Annotated in this window: 14 protein-coding genes; 7 read left to right on the top strand and 7 right to left on the bottom strand. The window is 69.4% G+C overall.

What is annotated here, in order from left to right; translation table 11 throughout:
- Nucleotides 1-50: 50 nt before the first annotated feature.
- Nucleotides 51-839, bottom strand: a complete 789-nt coding sequence (locus ACOGXE_RS06155; RefSeq protein WP_419933070.1) for a short-chain dehydrogenase/reductase — start codon at nt 837-839, stop codon at nt 51-53.
- A gap of 103 nt (nt 840-942) precedes the next feature.
- Between ACOGXE_RS06155 and ACOGXE_RS06150 the strand changes: the two genes are divergently transcribed.
- Nucleotides 943-2,178 carry an acyl-CoA dehydrogenase family protein gene (locus ACOGXE_RS06150; protein ID WP_419933069.1) on the top strand — a complete coding sequence of 412 codons (1,236 nt, stop codon included), beginning with the start codon at nt 943-945 and terminating at the stop codon, nt 2,176-2,178.
- A gap of 54 nt (nt 2,179-2,232) precedes the next feature.
- On the top strand, nt 2,233-2,715 hold the full coding sequence (locus ACOGXE_RS06145) for a VOC family protein (protein WP_419933068.1): 483 nt from the start codon (nt 2,233-2,235) through the stop codon (nt 2,713-2,715).
- 37 nt (nt 2,716-2,752) lie between these two features.
- On the opposite strand, the gene ACOGXE_RS06140 is transcribed toward ACOGXE_RS06145, so the two are convergent.
- Nucleotides 2,753-3,928, bottom strand: coding sequence for an amidohydrolase family protein (locus tag ACOGXE_RS06140; RefSeq protein ID WP_419933067.1), 1,176 nt, complete (start codon nt 3,926-3,928; stop codon nt 2,753-2,755).
- 134 nt (nt 3,929-4,062) lie between these two features.
- Between ACOGXE_RS06140 and ACOGXE_RS06135 the strand changes: the two genes are divergently transcribed.
- The 5 genes from ACOGXE_RS06135 to ACOGXE_RS06115 are packed head-to-tail and all read left to right on the top strand — an operon-like array spanning nt 4,063 to nt 8,738.
- Nucleotides 4,063-4,836, top strand: a complete 774-nt coding sequence (locus ACOGXE_RS06135) for an EthD domain-containing protein (RefSeq protein ID WP_419933066.1) — start codon at nt 4,063-4,065, stop codon at nt 4,834-4,836.
- Nucleotides 4,833-5,912, top strand: coding sequence for a diiron oxygenase (locus ACOGXE_RS06130; protein ID WP_419933065.1), 1,080 nt, complete (start codon nt 4,833-4,835; stop codon nt 5,910-5,912). The genes ACOGXE_RS06135 and ACOGXE_RS06130 overlap by 4 nt, the downstream gene beginning before the upstream one ends.
- 29 nt (nt 5,913-5,941) lie before the next feature.
- Nucleotides 5,942-6,406, top strand: coding sequence for a MaoC/PaaZ C-terminal domain-containing protein (locus ACOGXE_RS06125; RefSeq protein ID WP_419933064.1), 465 nt, complete (start codon nt 5,942-5,944; stop codon nt 6,404-6,406).
- Nucleotides 6,403-7,215, top strand: coding sequence for an enoyl-CoA hydratase/isomerase family protein (locus tag ACOGXE_RS06120; RefSeq protein ID WP_419933063.1), 813 nt, complete (start codon nt 6,403-6,405; stop codon nt 7,213-7,215). The genes ACOGXE_RS06125 and ACOGXE_RS06120 overlap by 4 nt, the downstream gene beginning before the upstream one ends.
- A complete protein-coding gene (locus ACOGXE_RS06115; RefSeq protein ID WP_419933062.1) occupies nt 7,212-8,738 on the top strand; it encodes a class I adenylate-forming enzyme family protein in 1,527 nt (508 codons plus the stop codon). The genes ACOGXE_RS06120 and ACOGXE_RS06115 overlap by 4 nt, the downstream gene beginning before the upstream one ends.
- Before the next feature lie 13 nt (nt 8,739-8,751).
- Here the strand turns inward: ACOGXE_RS06115 and ACOGXE_RS06110 are convergent, their stop codons facing one another.
- From ACOGXE_RS06110 to ACOGXE_RS06090, 5 genes are all read right to left on the bottom strand, one after another.
- Complete coding sequence (locus ACOGXE_RS06110; protein WP_419933061.1) at nt 8,752-10,362, bottom strand: ABC transporter permease; 1,611 nt, start codon at nt 10,360-10,362, stop codon at nt 8,752-8,754.
- A 36-nt stretch (nt 10,363-10,398) separates the two neighbouring features.
- Nucleotides 10,399-11,457 (bottom strand): extracellular solute-binding protein, encoded by a 1,059-nt coding sequence (locus ACOGXE_RS06105; RefSeq protein WP_419933060.1) that lies wholly within the window; start codon nt 11,455-11,457, stop codon nt 10,399-10,401.
- Between the two features lie 356 nt (nt 11,458-11,813).
- On the bottom strand, nt 11,814-12,806 hold the full coding sequence (locus ACOGXE_RS06100; RefSeq protein WP_419933059.1) for an SDR family NAD(P)-dependent oxidoreductase: 993 nt from the start codon (nt 12,804-12,806) through the stop codon (nt 11,814-11,816).
- Nucleotides 12,807-12,932: 126 nt separating this feature from the next.
- On the bottom strand, nt 12,933-13,691 hold the full coding sequence (locus tag ACOGXE_RS06095) for a crotonase/enoyl-CoA hydratase family protein (protein WP_419933058.1): 759 nt from the start codon (nt 13,689-13,691) through the stop codon (nt 12,933-12,935).
- A 33-nt stretch (nt 13,692-13,724) separates the two neighbouring features.
- Nucleotides 13,725-15,539 (bottom strand): glycerol-3-phosphate dehydrogenase/oxidase, encoded by a 1,815-nt coding sequence (locus ACOGXE_RS06090; protein WP_419933057.1) that lies wholly within the window; start codon nt 15,537-15,539, stop codon nt 13,725-13,727.

The following is a 15,539-nucleotide window of genomic DNA, read 5'->3' as shown; positions in this document are numbered from 1 at the left end:
CGCCGCGGGACACTAGCGAGCCGCTGAAACCCCGCCGGGCAGCGGCTTCCTCAGCGAGCGGATGCGCCGCCGTCGATGGTGACCGATGTGCCGCTGACGTGGCTTGCCCGGTCTGACGCAAGGAAAGCGACCACGTCGGCCACCTGCTCCACCGTGCCAGGCGCCGGGTCGGCGGGGATCAGCTCCTCCCAGCGCGACTCGTCGCCGAGCTCGTCGATGGCCTGGCGGCGGAGCATGTCGCCCATCCGGTCGGTGATGATCAGGCCGGGATTGACAGCCACCACGCGCACGCCGTCGCGCAGGCTCCGGCTGCCGAGCGCAGCGGTCATGGCGACGAGGCCGCTGTTGCCCACCCCGCCGGCGATGTACGACGGCTGCGGTCGCAGTGACGCCACGCCAATGACGTTGACGATGACCCCGCTGCCCCGAGACGTCATCCACGGCAGGAGAGCCCGGCACAGATCGATGTAGCCGAAGACCTTCAGGTTCCAGGCGTCGCGCCAGGTCGCATCGTCCACCGTCACGATGTCGCCGGCAGGAATCGCCCCGGCGTTGTTCACCCAGATGTCGACCAGCCCGGCGCCGCCGCCGTCGCAACCGGTCTCGGCGAGCAGTGTCTGGCGGCCCTCGGCCGTCGATAGGTCGACGGCATGCGTCGTGACAGCCACCCTGGACGCGGCAGCCTGAACTTCCTTGGCGGCCTGCGCCAGTACGTCCGCCGACCGAGCGGCCAGCGCAACGTCGCAGCCCTCACGGGCCAGCGCCACCGCGCACCCGAGTCCGATCCCCTTCGATGCGCCGGTGATCACCGCGCGCCTGCCCGTCAGCCCCAAGTCCATCGGCTCAACGTAACCCCGGCATCGACGAGGCGCCTGATGGTCGTGGGCTCAGTCGGGCTTCGGCGTTCGGGCGGCGCTTGGGCTTCGGTTCTACGCTGCGCGCATGGCGAGCGTCGACGAGGTGCGTGACGAAGCCCGCACCTGGCTGGAGGAGCACTGGCACCGTGAGCGGCCGCTCATCGAGTGGCGCAACCTGCTGGCCGACACCGGGTGGGGCACGCCGTCGTGGCCCGTCGAGTGGCACGGGCGCGGGCTGCCGCCGTCAATGGATGCCGTGGTGGCCCGCGAGTTCGACGCGGTCGGAGCAGTCGGGGTGGCGGCGGGCGTCAGCATGTACCTCGTCGCGCCGACCTTGCTCGCCCACGCCGATGACGATCAGAAACGGCGGCACCTGCGCCCGATTTTGACGGGCGAGCACAAGTGGTGCCAGCTCTTCTCCGAGCCCACGAACGGCTCAGACCTGGCGGGACTGGTGACACGGGCCGACCGGGACGGCGACGAGTGGATCGTCAACGGGCAGAAGGTCTGGAACTCCGGCGCCCACAAGGCCCGCTTCGGCATCCTGATGGCGCGCACCAACTGGGACGTGCCCAAGCACCAGGGCATCTCGTACTTCCTGATCCCGATGGACCAGCCCGGCGTGGAGGTGCGCCCGCTGCGCCAGATGAACGGCCACGCCACGTTCAACGAGGTGTTCTTCGAAGACGCCTGTGTGCCCGGAGACGAGCTGGTCGGCAACCCCGGCGACGGCTGGCGCATCGGCCTCACCACGCTGACCCACGAGCGGGCAGCAGTGGCCACCCGCCGCCCGCGCTACCGGGCCGACGGCGGCCCCACGGTCGAGCGGGCCAAGCAGGAGAGCGACGAGTACTTCGCCACCTACAAGTGGTACCCGCAGCGGGCCGGCCGGGCGAACCTGGTCATCCCTGAGGCGCAGCGCACCGGCCGAGTCGCTGACCCCGTCGTCCGTCAGCAGATCGCCCGGGTCGAGACGCTGCGGCGCATCTCGTCGTGGACCACCCAGCGTGCCCGGGCCGCACGTGCCGCCGGCAAGCCGCCCGGCCCCGAGGGCTCGCTGACCAAGCTGAACATGTCGGTGACTGCCCGGGAGTGCCACACCGCCCACACGATGATCGCCGGCTCCATGGGCATGCTCGTCGGCCCCGGCTCCAACGCCGACGGCATCGTGTCGGAGATCTTGATGTCCACGCCGGCCATGTCGATCGCCGGCGGCACCGACGAGATCCAGCGCAACATCATCGGCGAGCGGGTGCTGGGCCTGCCCAAAGAACCCGACGACGCCAAGGACATCCCCTACAAGGACACCCGCCGCAACTGACCCCCGACGAGCAGCGCGCAAGCAGTGCGCGGGCACCTCGGTACGATCCGGCACATGGCCACGCTGGGCTTGCGACACGCGGTGCTGTGGGTGAACGACCCCGAGGCGTCAGCCCGCTTCTACAACCAGGCGATCGGGCTCGAGGTCGTCAACCGCTACGGCACGGCGGTGTTCATGGCGTCACCCGACTCCAACACCGACCACGACCTCGGTCTGTTCGACGCAGCCGGCGAGGGTGCGCCGGCCCGCCACGTCGGCCTGTATCACCTGGCCTGGGAAGTGGCCACGCTGGCCGAGTTGGCCGAGGCCAAGACCCGGCTGTCCGAGATGGGCGCGCTCGTCGGCGAGAACAACCACGGCGTCAGCCGCAGCCTGTACTGCCACGACCCCGACGGCATCGAGTTCGAGGTGATGTGGGAGGTGCCGCCGGAGCTCTACGAACCCGACGCGCCCCGCAACATCCCGCTCGACCTCGACGCCGACATGGCCCGCTGGGGTGCCGACTGCCTCAGCCGCGGCGCCCGCCCCGCCGCCTAGCCACCTGAAGCATCGGCGGCGCTGGCCGCGCCAACCGCTACACGTCGATCTTGTAGAGCCGCGCCGCGTTGTCCTGCAAAATCTGCTTCTGCACGGCGGGGTCGAGGCTGCCGATCGCATCACGCACCCGCTCGACACTCTTCGGGTACAGGCACGTGGGGTGCGGGATGTCGGTCTCGAACATGATCTGGCTGGCCCCGATGTGGTCGATGGCCGGCGCCAGCGTCTGTGACTCGAACCAGAAGCAGCCGTAGAACTGCCGCCGGAAGTAGTCCGACGGCTTCATCGACAGGTGCGCGAGGTGCTCGGGCGCTGTCTCGCCGCACTGGTAGTCGAGCGCGTCGAGCAGGAACGGGATCCAGCCGACACCGCTCTCCACCGACACGAAGTTGAGGTTCGGGTAGCGCTCGGGCACGTCGCTGACCAGCAGGTTCACCATCCAGCGAAGCTGGCCCAGGAAGATGGCCGCCCCGCCGAGCGAGATCTTCACATCGCCCGACCAGGTGTCATATGGCACCTTGCCCGACCAGTCGATGTCGCCCTCCGAGGCGCCGATGTGGAAGTTGACCGGCATCTCCAGCGCCTCGCAGATCTCCCAGAACGGCCGCCAGTCGGGCTGAGCGAAGTTGGGCATGCCCGAGTCGTGCGGGTTGGAGCACATCACGATGCCCTTGGCGCCATTGCGGTGCATCCGGTCGACCTCGAGCACGCTGGCGTCGATGTCCCACCACGGCACCAGCGCCATCGGCAGGATGCGGCCGCCCGACCGCGCCTGCAGGTCGGCCATCCAGTCGTTGTAGATCTCCACGCAGGCGATGCGCAGCGCCCGGTCCTCCACCTTCAGGAAGTTCTGGTTCCCGAAGCCGCCGACGTTGGGGTACACGATGCCGTGCGACACGCCCATGGCGTCCATCAGCTCGAGCCGGGCATCGCAGTCATACGAGGCGGCGTGCACCATCTCGATGTCGTGCTTGAGGAACTTCAGCCCCAGCATCTTCTCGCCGTCGGGCAGGATCGCCGAGACGGCCGAGTCGCCCGCGATCGGGATGTCGCCGTTCACCACCCACTTGCGCTTGCCGTCGTGCTCGCGGATCTGCGGCACCAGGTCGCGGTACTTGGCGGGCGCCAGGCTGGTCCACAGGTCGTGCGGCTCGGTCCAGTGCGTATCCGAGTCGACGATCTTGATGCCCGGAAAGAACTCAGTGATCGGCATGTTGACATAACCCCCTCGGCGCCCACCGGCACCTCGGTCGAAACTACCAGTCACCCCTGCAGCAGTTCCGGGCTGGCCGTCTGCTCAACAGCGCAATCTGCGCGAAGCTCGCTCAGACACCGAGGAGGCGAGCGATGCTGCGACTGACGTTCTTGCTGCGGCGCAAGAAGGGCATGAGCCGAGCCGAGATGCAGGACTACTGGCTGAACGTGCACGGGCCGCTCGTGGTATCGCACTCGGCGACGGCCAAGATGCTGCGCTATGTCCAGGTGCACACCACCGACGACGACCACAGTCGCCTGCCGGGCCGGCGCGGCCAGATGGAAGAGCCCTACGACGGCGTCGCCGAGGTCTGGTGGGAGTCGAAGGAAGCGATGCTCGCCGCCATGCGCACCGATGGCGGCCGCGAGTTCGACCGGGTGCTCGTGGAAGACGAGCTCAACTTCCTGGACATCGAGAACTCCTCGGCGTACTACTGCTACGAGTACCCCCAGGTGAACCCAACGCCGGAGAACATCGTGGCCACCGAGCGCTCCAGCCTGGTGAAGCTGTACTTCAGCATCCGCCACCTGCCGTCGCTCAGCATCGACGAGGCGCAGTGGTACTGGCGCACCCACCACGGGCCGGTCATCCGCCGCCAGGCCCAGTCATCAGGCATCCTGCGCTACCAGCAGGTGCACGCCGACGAGCACTCATTCACCGCGGCGGTCAACCGCTCGCGAGGCTCGACGGTCGAGCCCTACACCGGGCACGCCGAGGTCTGGATGGACCGCAGCGCCATGGGCAACGCGATCCCCGAGAACCGGGCCGCGTCCCGCCGGGCGTACGAGGACGAGGCCAACTTCATCGACTTCGGCCGCTCGGTGATGTTCCTCGCCAAAGAGCACGTGATGGTCGATCACCGGTGAGCCCCCCGCCCGCCGACGGCGTCGAACCCGCTGCCGCAGCCGACTGGGCTGCGCTGGCAGAAGCCGACACCGAGGCGTGGCCGCCCCTGCCCGACGATGACGGGCCTCGCATCATGCCGCTGAGCTGGGACCGGGGACCCGAGCGGCTGTGGGGCACCTACGAGCGCGCCGAGCGAGACCACTACGGCTTGGCCGGCGAGGTCGACTGGGCCGCGCTCGCGCCTCACGACCTCTCGCCCGATGAGCGCCTCGGGCTGGCCTACTGGTTCACCATGCACGGCAGCTTCGAGGCCGCCGGCGTGCTCACGTTCGCCCGGGCGCTTATCGCGGCCTACGAAACCCAGGAGCACGACGCTGTGCGGCGGATGCTGGTCACCGTCACCCGTGACGAGAACCACCACGACGAGATGGCGATGCGCGTGTGCCGGGCCATGCACCCCACGTTCGGCGACGCCATGACGCCTGAGAACGAGCTGGAGCGCGCCGCGATGCGCAACATCGCCTGGGTGCAGTCGCAGATCAACCGTTACTGGCGCGGCTACCAGACCGCCCACCAGCGCTACCGGTTCGGCACGATCGTCTCCGCCTTCGCCGCGGGAGAGGCAGCGGGGACATTCATGTTCGGCCAACTCGGGCAGGACTCGACCCATCCGGTGCTGCGTGCGTTGATGCGGCTGGTGGCCCGCGACGAGTCACGCCACTTCAGCCTCGCCACCCATCTCATGCGCCGCTACCTGCCCAACATCTCACCCGACGAGCAGGCGGCCGTGCTGAAGAACCTGGTGGGATCGCATGCCTACTTCTCGGTGTTCATGGACGAGCCGAACCAGCAGTTCTGGGGGCACCTCCCCGCGGGCTGGGTCGAGACACACCACCAGCTCGAAGGTCTCGCTCGCCGAGCGGGTCTCGCCGTGCCCGAACCGGATCAGCGCACTGAGCTGTGGCGAGGGGCGTTCTTGCGGGTGAAGTCGATCGTGGACGACGTCGGGCTGGACTTTCCTGCGATTCCGGCCCTGGGAATCGACGGTGACGAGTTGGCCGTGTCGCCCGACGATGTGGTGGTGGCCGCGCTGTGATCGGCTCGACGGACTGACAGGAGAGGCCGATGCCAGAACCGCTGCTCATGCGCTACTTCGACGAGATCGAGGTCGGCGACACGCAGGTCACACGAGGGCGCACGATCACCGAAACCGATGTCGTGAACTGGTGCATGTTCACCGGCGATTGGTTCCTGCTGCACTCCGACGTCGTCACCTCGGCCGAGTCGATGTTCGGCCAGCGCATCGCCCCGGGGCTGATGGTGCAGGCCATCGCCGGCGGCCTGCTGCTGCCGGCCGACACACGCAGCGTCATCGCCAACTACGGCATGGATCGGCTGCGATTTCCCGTCCCGACCTTCATCGGCGACACGATCCACGTCGAGCTGGAGATCATCGAGAAGGAAGAACGCGAGGTCGGCGGGCTCGCCCACATCGAATGGCGCGTGCTGAACCAGAACGGCACGCTCGTGCTGACGTGTGTGAACTTGGCCCTGTTCGCCCTGACCCGCCCCGAGGACGATCCCCGATGAGCGCTGAGCACGATGAGACTCCCGCCGACCCGACCGGCTACGAGACCATTGCGGTCGACGACGATGGCGGTGTCCGCACCGTCACGCTGAGCCGGCCCACGGCCATGAATGCCGCCAACCGGGCGATGCTCGCCGAGCTGTCCTCGGCGTTCGATGCAGCGGCGGCGGACGACAGCGTGCGCTGCCTGCTGCTGACCGGGGCCGGACGGGCGTTCTGCTCGGGTCGTGACCTGACCGAGGCCGAGCCCGGCGAAGACGCCTACGCCATCATCTCCGAAACGATCACGCCCGTACTGGAACAGCTCTGGGAGTTCGACAAGCCCACCGTCGCGGCGGTGAACGGTGCCGCCATGGGTGTGGGCCTCGGCCTCGCCTTGAACTGCGATGTCGTGATCGCGGCGGACAATGCCCGTTTCAGCTCACCGTTCGCGAACTTGGGTGTGGCGCTCGACTCGGGCGGTCACTACCACCTGCCGCGCCTCGTGGGCATGGGGCGAGCACTCGAGATGATCTACACGGCCGATGTCATCCGGGGCCCGCAGGCAGCCGAGTGGGGGCTCGTGAACCGCTCGGTGGCGGGATCCCGCCTGCTGGCGGTGGCGACTGCCCTTGCCCAGCGCATTGCCGCCGGGCCCACGCTGGCGTTCCGCCGCCAGAAGGCGCTGCTGCGCCAGGCCACCGGCATGACGTGGGCCGAGGTCAATGAGGCCGAGGCGCGGCTGCAGGCCGAGCTGGTGCAGACCGACGACTATCGCGAGGGTCTGGCTGCGTTCGCTGAGAAGCGGCGGCCCCGCTTCAGCGGCCGATGAGCACGCTGTGGGACCTGCTGCGTCGCACGGCGCGGCGGCGAGGCGATCATCCGGCGTACATCTACCCGGCGCAAGGCTTGCAGTTCTCCTGGGCCGAGGTCGCAGAACGGGCTGAGCGCCTGGCCGCCGGACTGGCCGGAATGGGCGTGCGCCAGGGTGACCGGGTGGCCACGCTGTTCGCCGACGGACCGCTTCACAACGAGGCAATCTTCGCCTTGGCCCGGCTGGGCGCCGTGCGCGTCGGCCTCAACTACCGCTACTCGCCGGCCGAGCTCGACACGCTGCTGCAGCACAGCGGCGCCGGCTACGGGCTGTGCAGTGAGGAGTTCGCGCCGCTGGTGGCCGGGAGCTCGCTCGGTTTCGTCAGTTGCGGCGACGCCGCCACCGACTACGGCGAGCTGGCCGGGGCGATCGACGCCGCTGGCGATGCGCCGGCCGCGGCGTCCTCCGAAGGCGACCTGTCGACCATCTGCTACACGACCGGCTCGACGGGGGCGCCGAAGGGTGCCCGCTGGACGCACCGCAACGTCACCCACGCGCTGGCGCACACGGCGATGGATGCCGAGATGCGTCCCACCGACATCTGGCTGCACTGCCTGCCCGGCGCCGGCGTGCCGGGCTTGCTGGGCATCTGGCACGTGGTGCTGGGCTGGACGAACGTCGTCCTCGCGGCCTTCACGCCCGGCGACTGCCTCGATGCGATCTCGGGGCACGGCGTGACGGCGACGGTCTGGGTGCCGACGATGCTCGGCGCAGTGCTGGACGCACAGGAATCGGCGCCAGCCGATTGCTCCAGCCTGCGCAAGGTGGTTTACGGGTCGGCGCCCACCACGCCGGCCATGATCCGGCGCACCATGGCCACCTTTCCCGACGCAGAGATCGAGCAGTGGTACGGCTCCACCGAAGGGGCGGGCGGCTGGTTCACCCGCCTGTCGCACGCCGACCACCTGCGGGCGATGGCAGGCGAGGAGTACCTGCTGCGTTCGTGCGGCCGACCCATGCATCACGTCGAGCTGGACGCCGTTGCACCAGACGGCGCAGTGCTCGCGCCGGGGGAGCAGGGCGAGATCAGGGTGCGGAGCGCCTCGGTGATGGCCGGCTATCTCGATGAGCCCGAGCTGACGGCCGACACCCTGAGAGCCGGCTGGCTGCACACGGGCGACCTCGGGTACGTGGACAGCGAGGGCTATGCGTACCTCGTCGATCGCAAGCAGTTCATGATCATCACCGGCGGGTACAACGTGTACCCGGTCGAGGTGGAGAACGCGCTGGCCGAGCATCCGGCCGTCGCCGACGTGTGCGTATTCGGCGTGCCGGATGACCACTGGGGCGAGGCCGTGCATGCGCTGGTGGTGCTGCGGGACGGCCACGCCGCCACGCCGGCCGAGCTCGTCGAGTTCAGCCGCGGATCGCTCGCGACCTTCAAGGTGCCCAAGGCGGTCGAGCTGCGCGCCGAGCTGCTCAAGGGGCCCACCGGCAAGGTGCTCAAGCGCGAGCACAAGGCCGAGTACTGGCCCTCCTGAGCATTGTCACCGCTCAGGTGTGATCTTGGCGGCGGACCACGAAGAACCACGTCAGCGCGAACGACAGCACGACGAGGATCACGCTCATCAGCCCGGCTTCGGCGATGAATGCGTCCTCGAATGAGCCGAAGATGCGGGTGGTCAGCGTGGAGAAATCCAGCGGCGACACGAACAGGCTGATCGGCAGCTCCTTCATCACCGACAGCAGCACCAGCCCGCCGGCTGCGCCGAGCGCGGGCCCCATCACTGGCATGTCCACGGTGAAGAAGCGGCGCACCGGCCCGGCGCCGAGCAGCCGGGCGGAGTCGTGCAGCCGTTCGGGCACGCTGCGCACCGCCACCACGCTGATGCCCATGGCCAGCGACCCGAAACGCACGATGTAGGCGAAGATCAGCAGCACGGTCGTGTCGCCGAGCAGCTCCAGCACCACGTCAGTCCGCAGCACCCAGAAGCGCATCGACAGCGCGATCAGCAGGCCGGGCAGCGCGAAGGTGCTGATGACCACGGCGTGCGCGAGCGATCCGGTGCGGGACCGGTGGCGCCCCACCAGCATGGCGATGGGCAGCACCGCTGCGACTGAGATGGCGGCGGCGACGACGCTCACCCACACGGTGTTGAAGGTGGCGTCCGCAATGCTGCCGTAGTCGACGGCGAGCGCCCGCTCGCCGGTCACCGAGCGCAGCACGCCCCGCTGCGCCCAGTCCACCAGCGCGATGAAGGGCGCGGCGACGCTTGCGAACACCGTCAGCCCGACCGCGGCGGCGGCGACCGGCTTCCAGCGGCCCAAGCGGTAGTCGAGCGGCCGGTTCGAGCCTGAGCGTGCACCGTCGGGCAGCCGGCGGGAGAACCACCGCTCGGCCAGCACCACCACCGCTGCGAGCACCAGCAGCATCAGGCTGAGCGCCAGCGCCACCGGCGGGTTGGCCAGGTGGTTGGTGGCGATGGCGCGGGTCAGCGTGTCGTAGCGCATCAGCTGCACGGCGCCGAAATCGCTCAGCGTGTACAGGAACACCAGCAGCGTGCCCGCCCCGATGGCGGTGCCCGCGTGGGGCAGGCAGATGCGGCGGAACACCGCGAAGGCACTGTCGCCGAGCATCCGGGCGCTCTCCTCGAGGCTGCCGGGGAGCTGGCGCAGCCGGGCGGCAACCGGCAGGTACACGTAGGGGTAGGTCATCAGCAGCAGCACCAGCCAGGCGCCGAAGAACCCACGCAGCTCGGGCACCGTGGTGATGCCGATATAGGCGAGCAGGTCGTTGGCCAGGCCGCCCGGGTTGAGGGTGCGGATGAACGCCGCGGCACCCACGAAGGTCGGGTACACGAGCGGCAGCGGCAGCAGCACCCGCCACAACCGGCGCAGCGGCAGGTCGGTGCGGGCGGTGAGCCACGCCAGGCCGGTGCCCAGCACCAGCGCGCACGCCGAGACCGAGACAGCCAGCCGCAGCGACCGCCACAGCGGGCCGAGTGTGCGTGCGCTCCACAGCAGCCCGTCGGGGCCGGTGCCGTCGCGCAGCGCCCGGTACACCAAATAGACGCCGGGGAAGGCGAACAGGAATGCCAGCGCCACGCCGGCGAGGCGCAGCGCCGGCGGTGCCGTGCTGCGTCCCCGCCGGGTGGCGGCGATCATCTCAGCCACCCGATCGGGCCGGTGTCAGGACCGGTGTCACTCGTTCAGGATGCCGCTGGCCTCGATGATCTCGGTGGACCGGGCGAATCCCTCGCCGAGCGAGTCGAAGTCGAGGCTTCCGACCTCAGGTCCGTCGAGGCCTGGCAGGACATTGGCCGGAGCGACGCCTGCAGCCAGCGGGTATTCGAGGGTCTCGCTGCTGAAGTACTGCTGCACCGGTGCGCTCAGCAGGTAGGCGATGAAGTCGTTGGCTGCGGCCGTGTGCTCGCTGGAGGCAGTGACGGTGGCCGCCGTGATGATGAGCAGCGAGCCGATGTCGGAGCCGGCGAAGTCCCAGTTCGCAGCCCGGTGATCGTCACCGATGGCCTCGGCCACTTGGTACTGGTAGTAGTGGTTCACGAGGCCCATGTCGACCTCGCCGCGCCCGGCCGCCTCCACGATGGACCGGTTGTTGGGGTAGTAGCGGGCGTCGTTGGCCACCATGTCGTCGAGCCAGTGCGCGACGGCGTCGTCGCCGTGCTGGTGCCGGAAGACGGTGAACCAGTCCACGAAGGAGCCATTGGTGGCGGGGATGGCCACCCGGCCGCGGTAGCGCTCGTCGGTGAGGTCGAAGACCGATGCGGGCAGCTCGTCGCCGGCGACATTGTCGACGTTGTAGACGAGCACCCGCTTGCGACCGGTGAACCCGACCCAGGTGCGTGAGCCGGAACGGTTCTGGCTGTCGACGAGATCGGCGACGCCTGCGTCGACAGTGCCGAGCAGGCCCTTGTTCTCCAGGAAGCCCACGGGGCCCGGCGAGCGGGACAGGAACACGTCAGCGCTGGTGCGGTCGCCTTCCTCTGCCAGCAGCAGCGCCAGGTCGGTCGAGGCGCCCCAGCGGACTGCCACGTCGACGCCGGTCTCGCACTCGAACGCGTCCAGCACGGGCTGGATCAGGTTCTCGGTGCGACCCGAATAGACGGTGAGCTGCCGGTCACCGGCATTGGCGCATTCGCCGTCGTAGATCGCCGCCGCGGGCCCTTCGAGCGTGCGTGCAGACCCGCAGGCGCTGGCGATCAGGGCGGCGCTGGTGGCAAGCACCGCCAGGCGGATCAATCGTCTGCGCCGACTCGACGGCCGAGGCGCAGACGGAGGCGGCGGGGCGGAGGGGATTGGTGGCGTGAGCATGGCGCCGCACTATAGCCACAGTTTCCGAAGATTGTAAAGTTCACCTAACGAACGATGTGGAGCGCCCTGTTCAGATCGCCAGTGCCATGGGCGGAGAATCGGTTTGTGTAGCGTGGAGGCGTGGCCTAGGGTCACTGGTGGATCTCGACGGAATCGAACCGTCCGAGGAGGGCAATCACACCGGCTCGGCGCACCAGCGCGAGACCCACGAGAGCCGCACTCTTCGGGGTGCGGCTCTCGTCATGCTGGCAGGCCCAACTTCGTTGGTTCTCATTATTTTTCGATCAGGCGAAACGCAGCGGGTCGGCGGCGCTCCAGTCGACGGGCTGCTCGTCGAGGTTCAGCGCGAGCTGATGCCAGACCAGCTCCACCGGCGGGGGCCCGCCAGGGTCGGTCTCGGTGCCTTCGGCAGCGCTCACCATCAGCTCGTACATCGCGCCGTCGGTCTCGTCGGTCGGGCGGGCCAGCAGCGCCATGAACGCCTCGGCCATCTCACACGGCTCCAGCATCCGCGGCTGCCAGCGGCCGAAGACCCGCTCGTTGCCGGCGTACTCGTTGGTCATGCCGGTGCGCACGAACGGCAGCAGCAGCGTGAAGCAGCTCACCAGGTCGGCACTGCGGCCCAGGTTCACCTTCAGCACCTTGGGAAGCTGCAGCACTGCCCAGTTGCTGAGCGCGTAGCCGGGCACAGCCGGCCCGGGGTCGACCGCCTGGCGGGACGACACGTACACGAATTGGGCTTGCTCGCCGGCATGCACCGCCTCGCCCGCCCACAGGTGCGTCGACGCCAGAAAGCCGTCGACCTTGGTGTCGAGCACCAGCCGGGACTGCTCGAGGTTGTCGATGAAATGCTGGCGCACCCGGGCCCGCCGCAGCGACGTGGACTCGCCCTCCACCTGGCGCAGCGTGCGACCCAGGTTGTAGCCCGATTCGGTGAGCCCCGAATTGCAGATCACCAGATTCGGCGGCAGGCCGCCCATCTGGTCGATGACGTAGCTGCGGATGGCCCACAGGTCGCGCAGGTTGGTGACATCGGCCTGCACTGGGAAGGCATGCACGCCCTCGTCGCGAAGGCGGTCCACCAGGTCGAACCCGTCCTCATAGCTGCGATGGAAGTGAATGCCGACGGCCCCGGCGCCGTTGAGTCCGGCGCTGAGCGCCATCGCCTGGCCGATGCCGCCGTCCTTGCCGGCACCGGTGATGAGCACCCGCTTGCCCTCTACCGCGGAGCGGAACTCATCGAACCTGAATGCGTCAGTCGGCGCGGTGTAGGCCATGGCGTCGCTCCTCGTTGAGCTACGGGCTGAGCTGTCGGGTGCGGCCGGTTGGATATCCGTGTCGGGGGCAACCGGAGCAGACCGCGAGTCTGCCCTATGGACGGAGCGCTCAGAACGCCTCCGGGCTCAGCGGCCGGTCCAGACGGGATCGCGCTTCTCGACGAACGCCCGTGGCCCCTCCAGGAAGTCCTCGGTTCCCAGGATGCTGCGGAAGTGATCCTTGGTGATCTCCCAACCGTCGTCCTCGGAGCGGGCGTGGCTCTCGAGCACCACGGCACGGCTCTCGCGCACGGCCTTGGGGGCGTTCGCGATGATCCGATCAGCGAGGGCGATCGCGGCGGGCACCACCTCGCCCTCGGCGGCCATCTCGTTGACCAGCCCGAGCTGGAAGGCGCGCTCGGCCGAGATCGGGTCGCCGGTCATGGCCAGCTCCAGGGCCACGTTGCGGCCCACCACCTGCGGCAGCCGGAACAGCCCGCCCGCAGCGGCCACCAGCGACCGCTTCACCTCGGGAATGCCGAAGCGAGCCCGAGGCGAGGCCACCACCAGGTCGCACGACAGCACGATCTCGAGACCTCCGGCCAGCGCAGCCCCGTCCACTGCCGCGATCAGCGGCTTGGTGCGGGGGTAGCGGGCCAGCCCGGCGAAACCGCCCTTCTCTGTCTCGATGGGCTTCTTGGCGGCCACCGACTTCAGGTCGGCCCCGGCGCTGAACACCGTGCCGGTGCCGGCCAGGATGCCGACCCACACCTCGGGATCGGCCTCGAAGGTGTCGAGATGGGCTTCCATCTCCGATGACACTTCGTGGCTGATGGCATTGCGGGCTTCGGGCCGGTTCAGCGTGAAGATCGCGACCCGCCCCTGGACTTCGTAATCAACGACCATCGTGCAAATCTAAGAGGCCGGACGAAGCCCCGCTCAGCGACGGATGTCGGGGGCGCCGAGGCGGGCGGCGTCGGCGGTCTGGTCGTCAGGTCGGGTCTGGCTGTCGCGCTCGGCTTCCACGCGTGCCCGGTAGTGCCACACCTCGCGCTCGATGGTCTCGGGAGTCCAGCCGAGCTCAGCGGCCATCAGTTCGGCGGTGTCCTGCGCGGCGTCGACGCCGCGGTCGAATGATTCCACCGACAGCCGTGTCCGCCGGGTCAGCACGTCGTCGAGGTGCAGGGCGCCTTCGCTTCGCACTGCGTGGACGACCTCGGCTCGCAGGTACGGCAGCCCCTCCGCCAGCAGCCGGCCCAAGTCGGGCCGGTCGGCGATCAGCTCGAGCACCTCGTCGATCCGGTCGCCGTGGCGGTCCAGCAGATGCGCAGCCGCAGCGCGGCTCAGCCCCACACGGGCACCGAGCTCGTCGTGGCGTCGTCGCCGCTCCTCATAGCCCTCCGCACCCACGAGCGGCGTGACCAGCGTGGCCGATCGGCGAGCAGCAGCGTCACGGCGGCGGCGGGGAAGCTGCGGCGCCGGGCCGCCCCGGGCCGCCCACACCTCGCCGAGCGCCATCTCGACCGTGTCGGCAGCCATGACCCGGTAGGTCGTGTACTTGCCGCCCGCCACCGAGACCAGCCCCGGCGCCACCCGGGTGATCGCGTGCTCGCGGCTCAGCTTGGCGGACTGCTCAGCCGAATCCGGGGCATCGCCCGCCACCAGCGGGCGCAGGCCGGCATAGACGCCGCAGATGTCGTCGCGGCTGATCGGGCGGGCCAGCACGCCGTTGAGGCGCTCGAGCAGCAGTTCGATGTCGGCGCTGCTCGCGGCAGGGTGGGCGTAGTCGAGATCCCAGTCGCTGTCGGTGGTGCCGACGATCCAGCGCTCGCCCCAGGGCACCACGAACAGCACGCTGGGCGGTGTGGGCACGATCAAGCCGCACTGCAGGTCGATGCGATCCCTTGGCACCAGCAGGTGAATCCCCTTCGAGGCGCGGATCCGGGTGCGGGATCCCTCGGCGGGCTGGGTGCCGTGGTCGGCAAGCTGCTCGATCTGGCTCGTCCACACGCCCGTGGCATTGATCACCGCGTCGGCCTCCAGCTTGAAGGTGCGACCGGTCTCGCCGCAGTGCGCGATCACTCCCCTCACGGCGCCGTCGGCGACCACCAGTTCCTGCACGCGGGTGGAGGTGAGGATGCGCGCCCCGTTGGCGGCAGCGGTTCGGGCGATGGCCACCACGAGTCGGGCGTCGTCGGTCTGGCCGTCCCAATAGGTGATGCCGCCCCGCACGACGCGGGCATCGAGGCCGGGCGCCAGGCGCTGGGTGCCGCGCGCGCCCAGGTGCCGGTGCGAGCCGTGGGCGTGGCGCCCCCGGCCGGCCATCAGGCTGTACAGCGCGATGCCCAGCCCGGTGCGCAGCCGTTCGCGCCAGCCCCGCCGGATGGGATAGAGGAACTGCACGGGACGCACCAGGTGCGGCGCCAGCCGGCCCAGCAGCAGGCGGCGCTCGGTGAGCGACTCGGACACCAGGCCGAACTCGAGGCGCTGCAGGTAGCGCAGGCCTCCGTGGATCAGCTTCGACGAACGGCTCGAGGTGCCCGATGCCAGGTCGCGCTGCTCGAGCAGCGCCACGCTGTGGCCCCGCAGCGCCAGGTCCAGCGCGCAGCCGGCTCCGGTGACCCCGCCGCCGATGACCACCACGTCGACGCGGCCGTCGCCCTGGGTGCTGCTCAGCTCGTCGAGCCACGCGGCGCGCTGCGTCGGCCCCAACCGATCGCTGGCGGCGTGTGGGGATGCGACGGCGTCAGTCAC

Origin of the sequence: Candidatus Poriferisodalis sp., from assembly GCF_965208555.1 — a bacterium.
Classification (GTDB): domain Bacteria; phylum Actinomycetota; class Acidimicrobiia; order Acidimicrobiales; family Poriferisodalaceae; genus Poriferisodalis.
Note: the sequence above shows the minus strand (reverse complement) of the source record. Positions and strands in the feature narration are given on the sequence as shown.

Excerpts from the sequence above, each read along its gene's own strand:
- ACOGXE_RS06115 (WP_419933062.1), top strand. The coding sequence starts at position 7,212 with ATGAGCACGCTGTGGGACCTGCTGCGTCGCACGGCGCGGCGGCGAGGC.
- ACOGXE_RS06145 (WP_419933068.1), top strand. The coding sequence starts at position 2,233 with ATGGCCACGCTGGGCTTGCGACACGCGGTGCTGTGGGTGAACGACCCC.
- ACOGXE_RS06135 (WP_419933066.1), top strand. The coding sequence starts at position 4,063 with ATGCTGCGACTGACGTTCTTGCTGCGGCGCAAGAAGGGCATGAGCCGA.
- ACOGXE_RS06120 (WP_419933063.1), top strand. The coding sequence starts at position 6,403 with ATGAGCGCTGAGCACGATGAGACTCCCGCCGACCCGACCGGCTACGAG.
- ACOGXE_RS06140 (WP_419933067.1), bottom strand. The coding sequence starts at position 3,928 with ATGCCGATCACTGAGTTCTTTCCGGGCATCAAGATCGTCGACTCGGAT.
- ACOGXE_RS06095 (WP_419933058.1), bottom strand. The coding sequence starts at position 13,691 with ATGGTCGTTGATTACGAAGTCCAGGGGCGGGTCGCGATCTTCACGCTG.
- ACOGXE_RS06150 (WP_419933069.1), top strand. The coding sequence starts at position 943 with ATGGCGAGCGTCGACGAGGTGCGTGACGAAGCCCGCACCTGGCTGGAG.
- ACOGXE_RS06125 (WP_419933064.1), top strand. The coding sequence starts at position 5,942 with ATGCCAGAACCGCTGCTCATGCGCTACTTCGACGAGATCGAGGTCGGC.
- ACOGXE_RS06155 (WP_419933070.1), bottom strand. The coding sequence starts at position 839 with ATGGACTTGGGGCTGACGGGCAGGCGCGCGGTGATCACCGGCGCATCG.
- ACOGXE_RS06100 (WP_419933059.1), bottom strand. The coding sequence starts at position 12,806 with ATGGCCTACACCGCGCCGACTGACGCATTCAGGTTCGATGAGTTCCGC.
- ACOGXE_RS06110 (WP_419933061.1), bottom strand. The coding sequence starts at position 10,362 with ATGATCGCCGCCACCCGGCGGGGACGCAGCACGGCACCGCCGGCGCTG.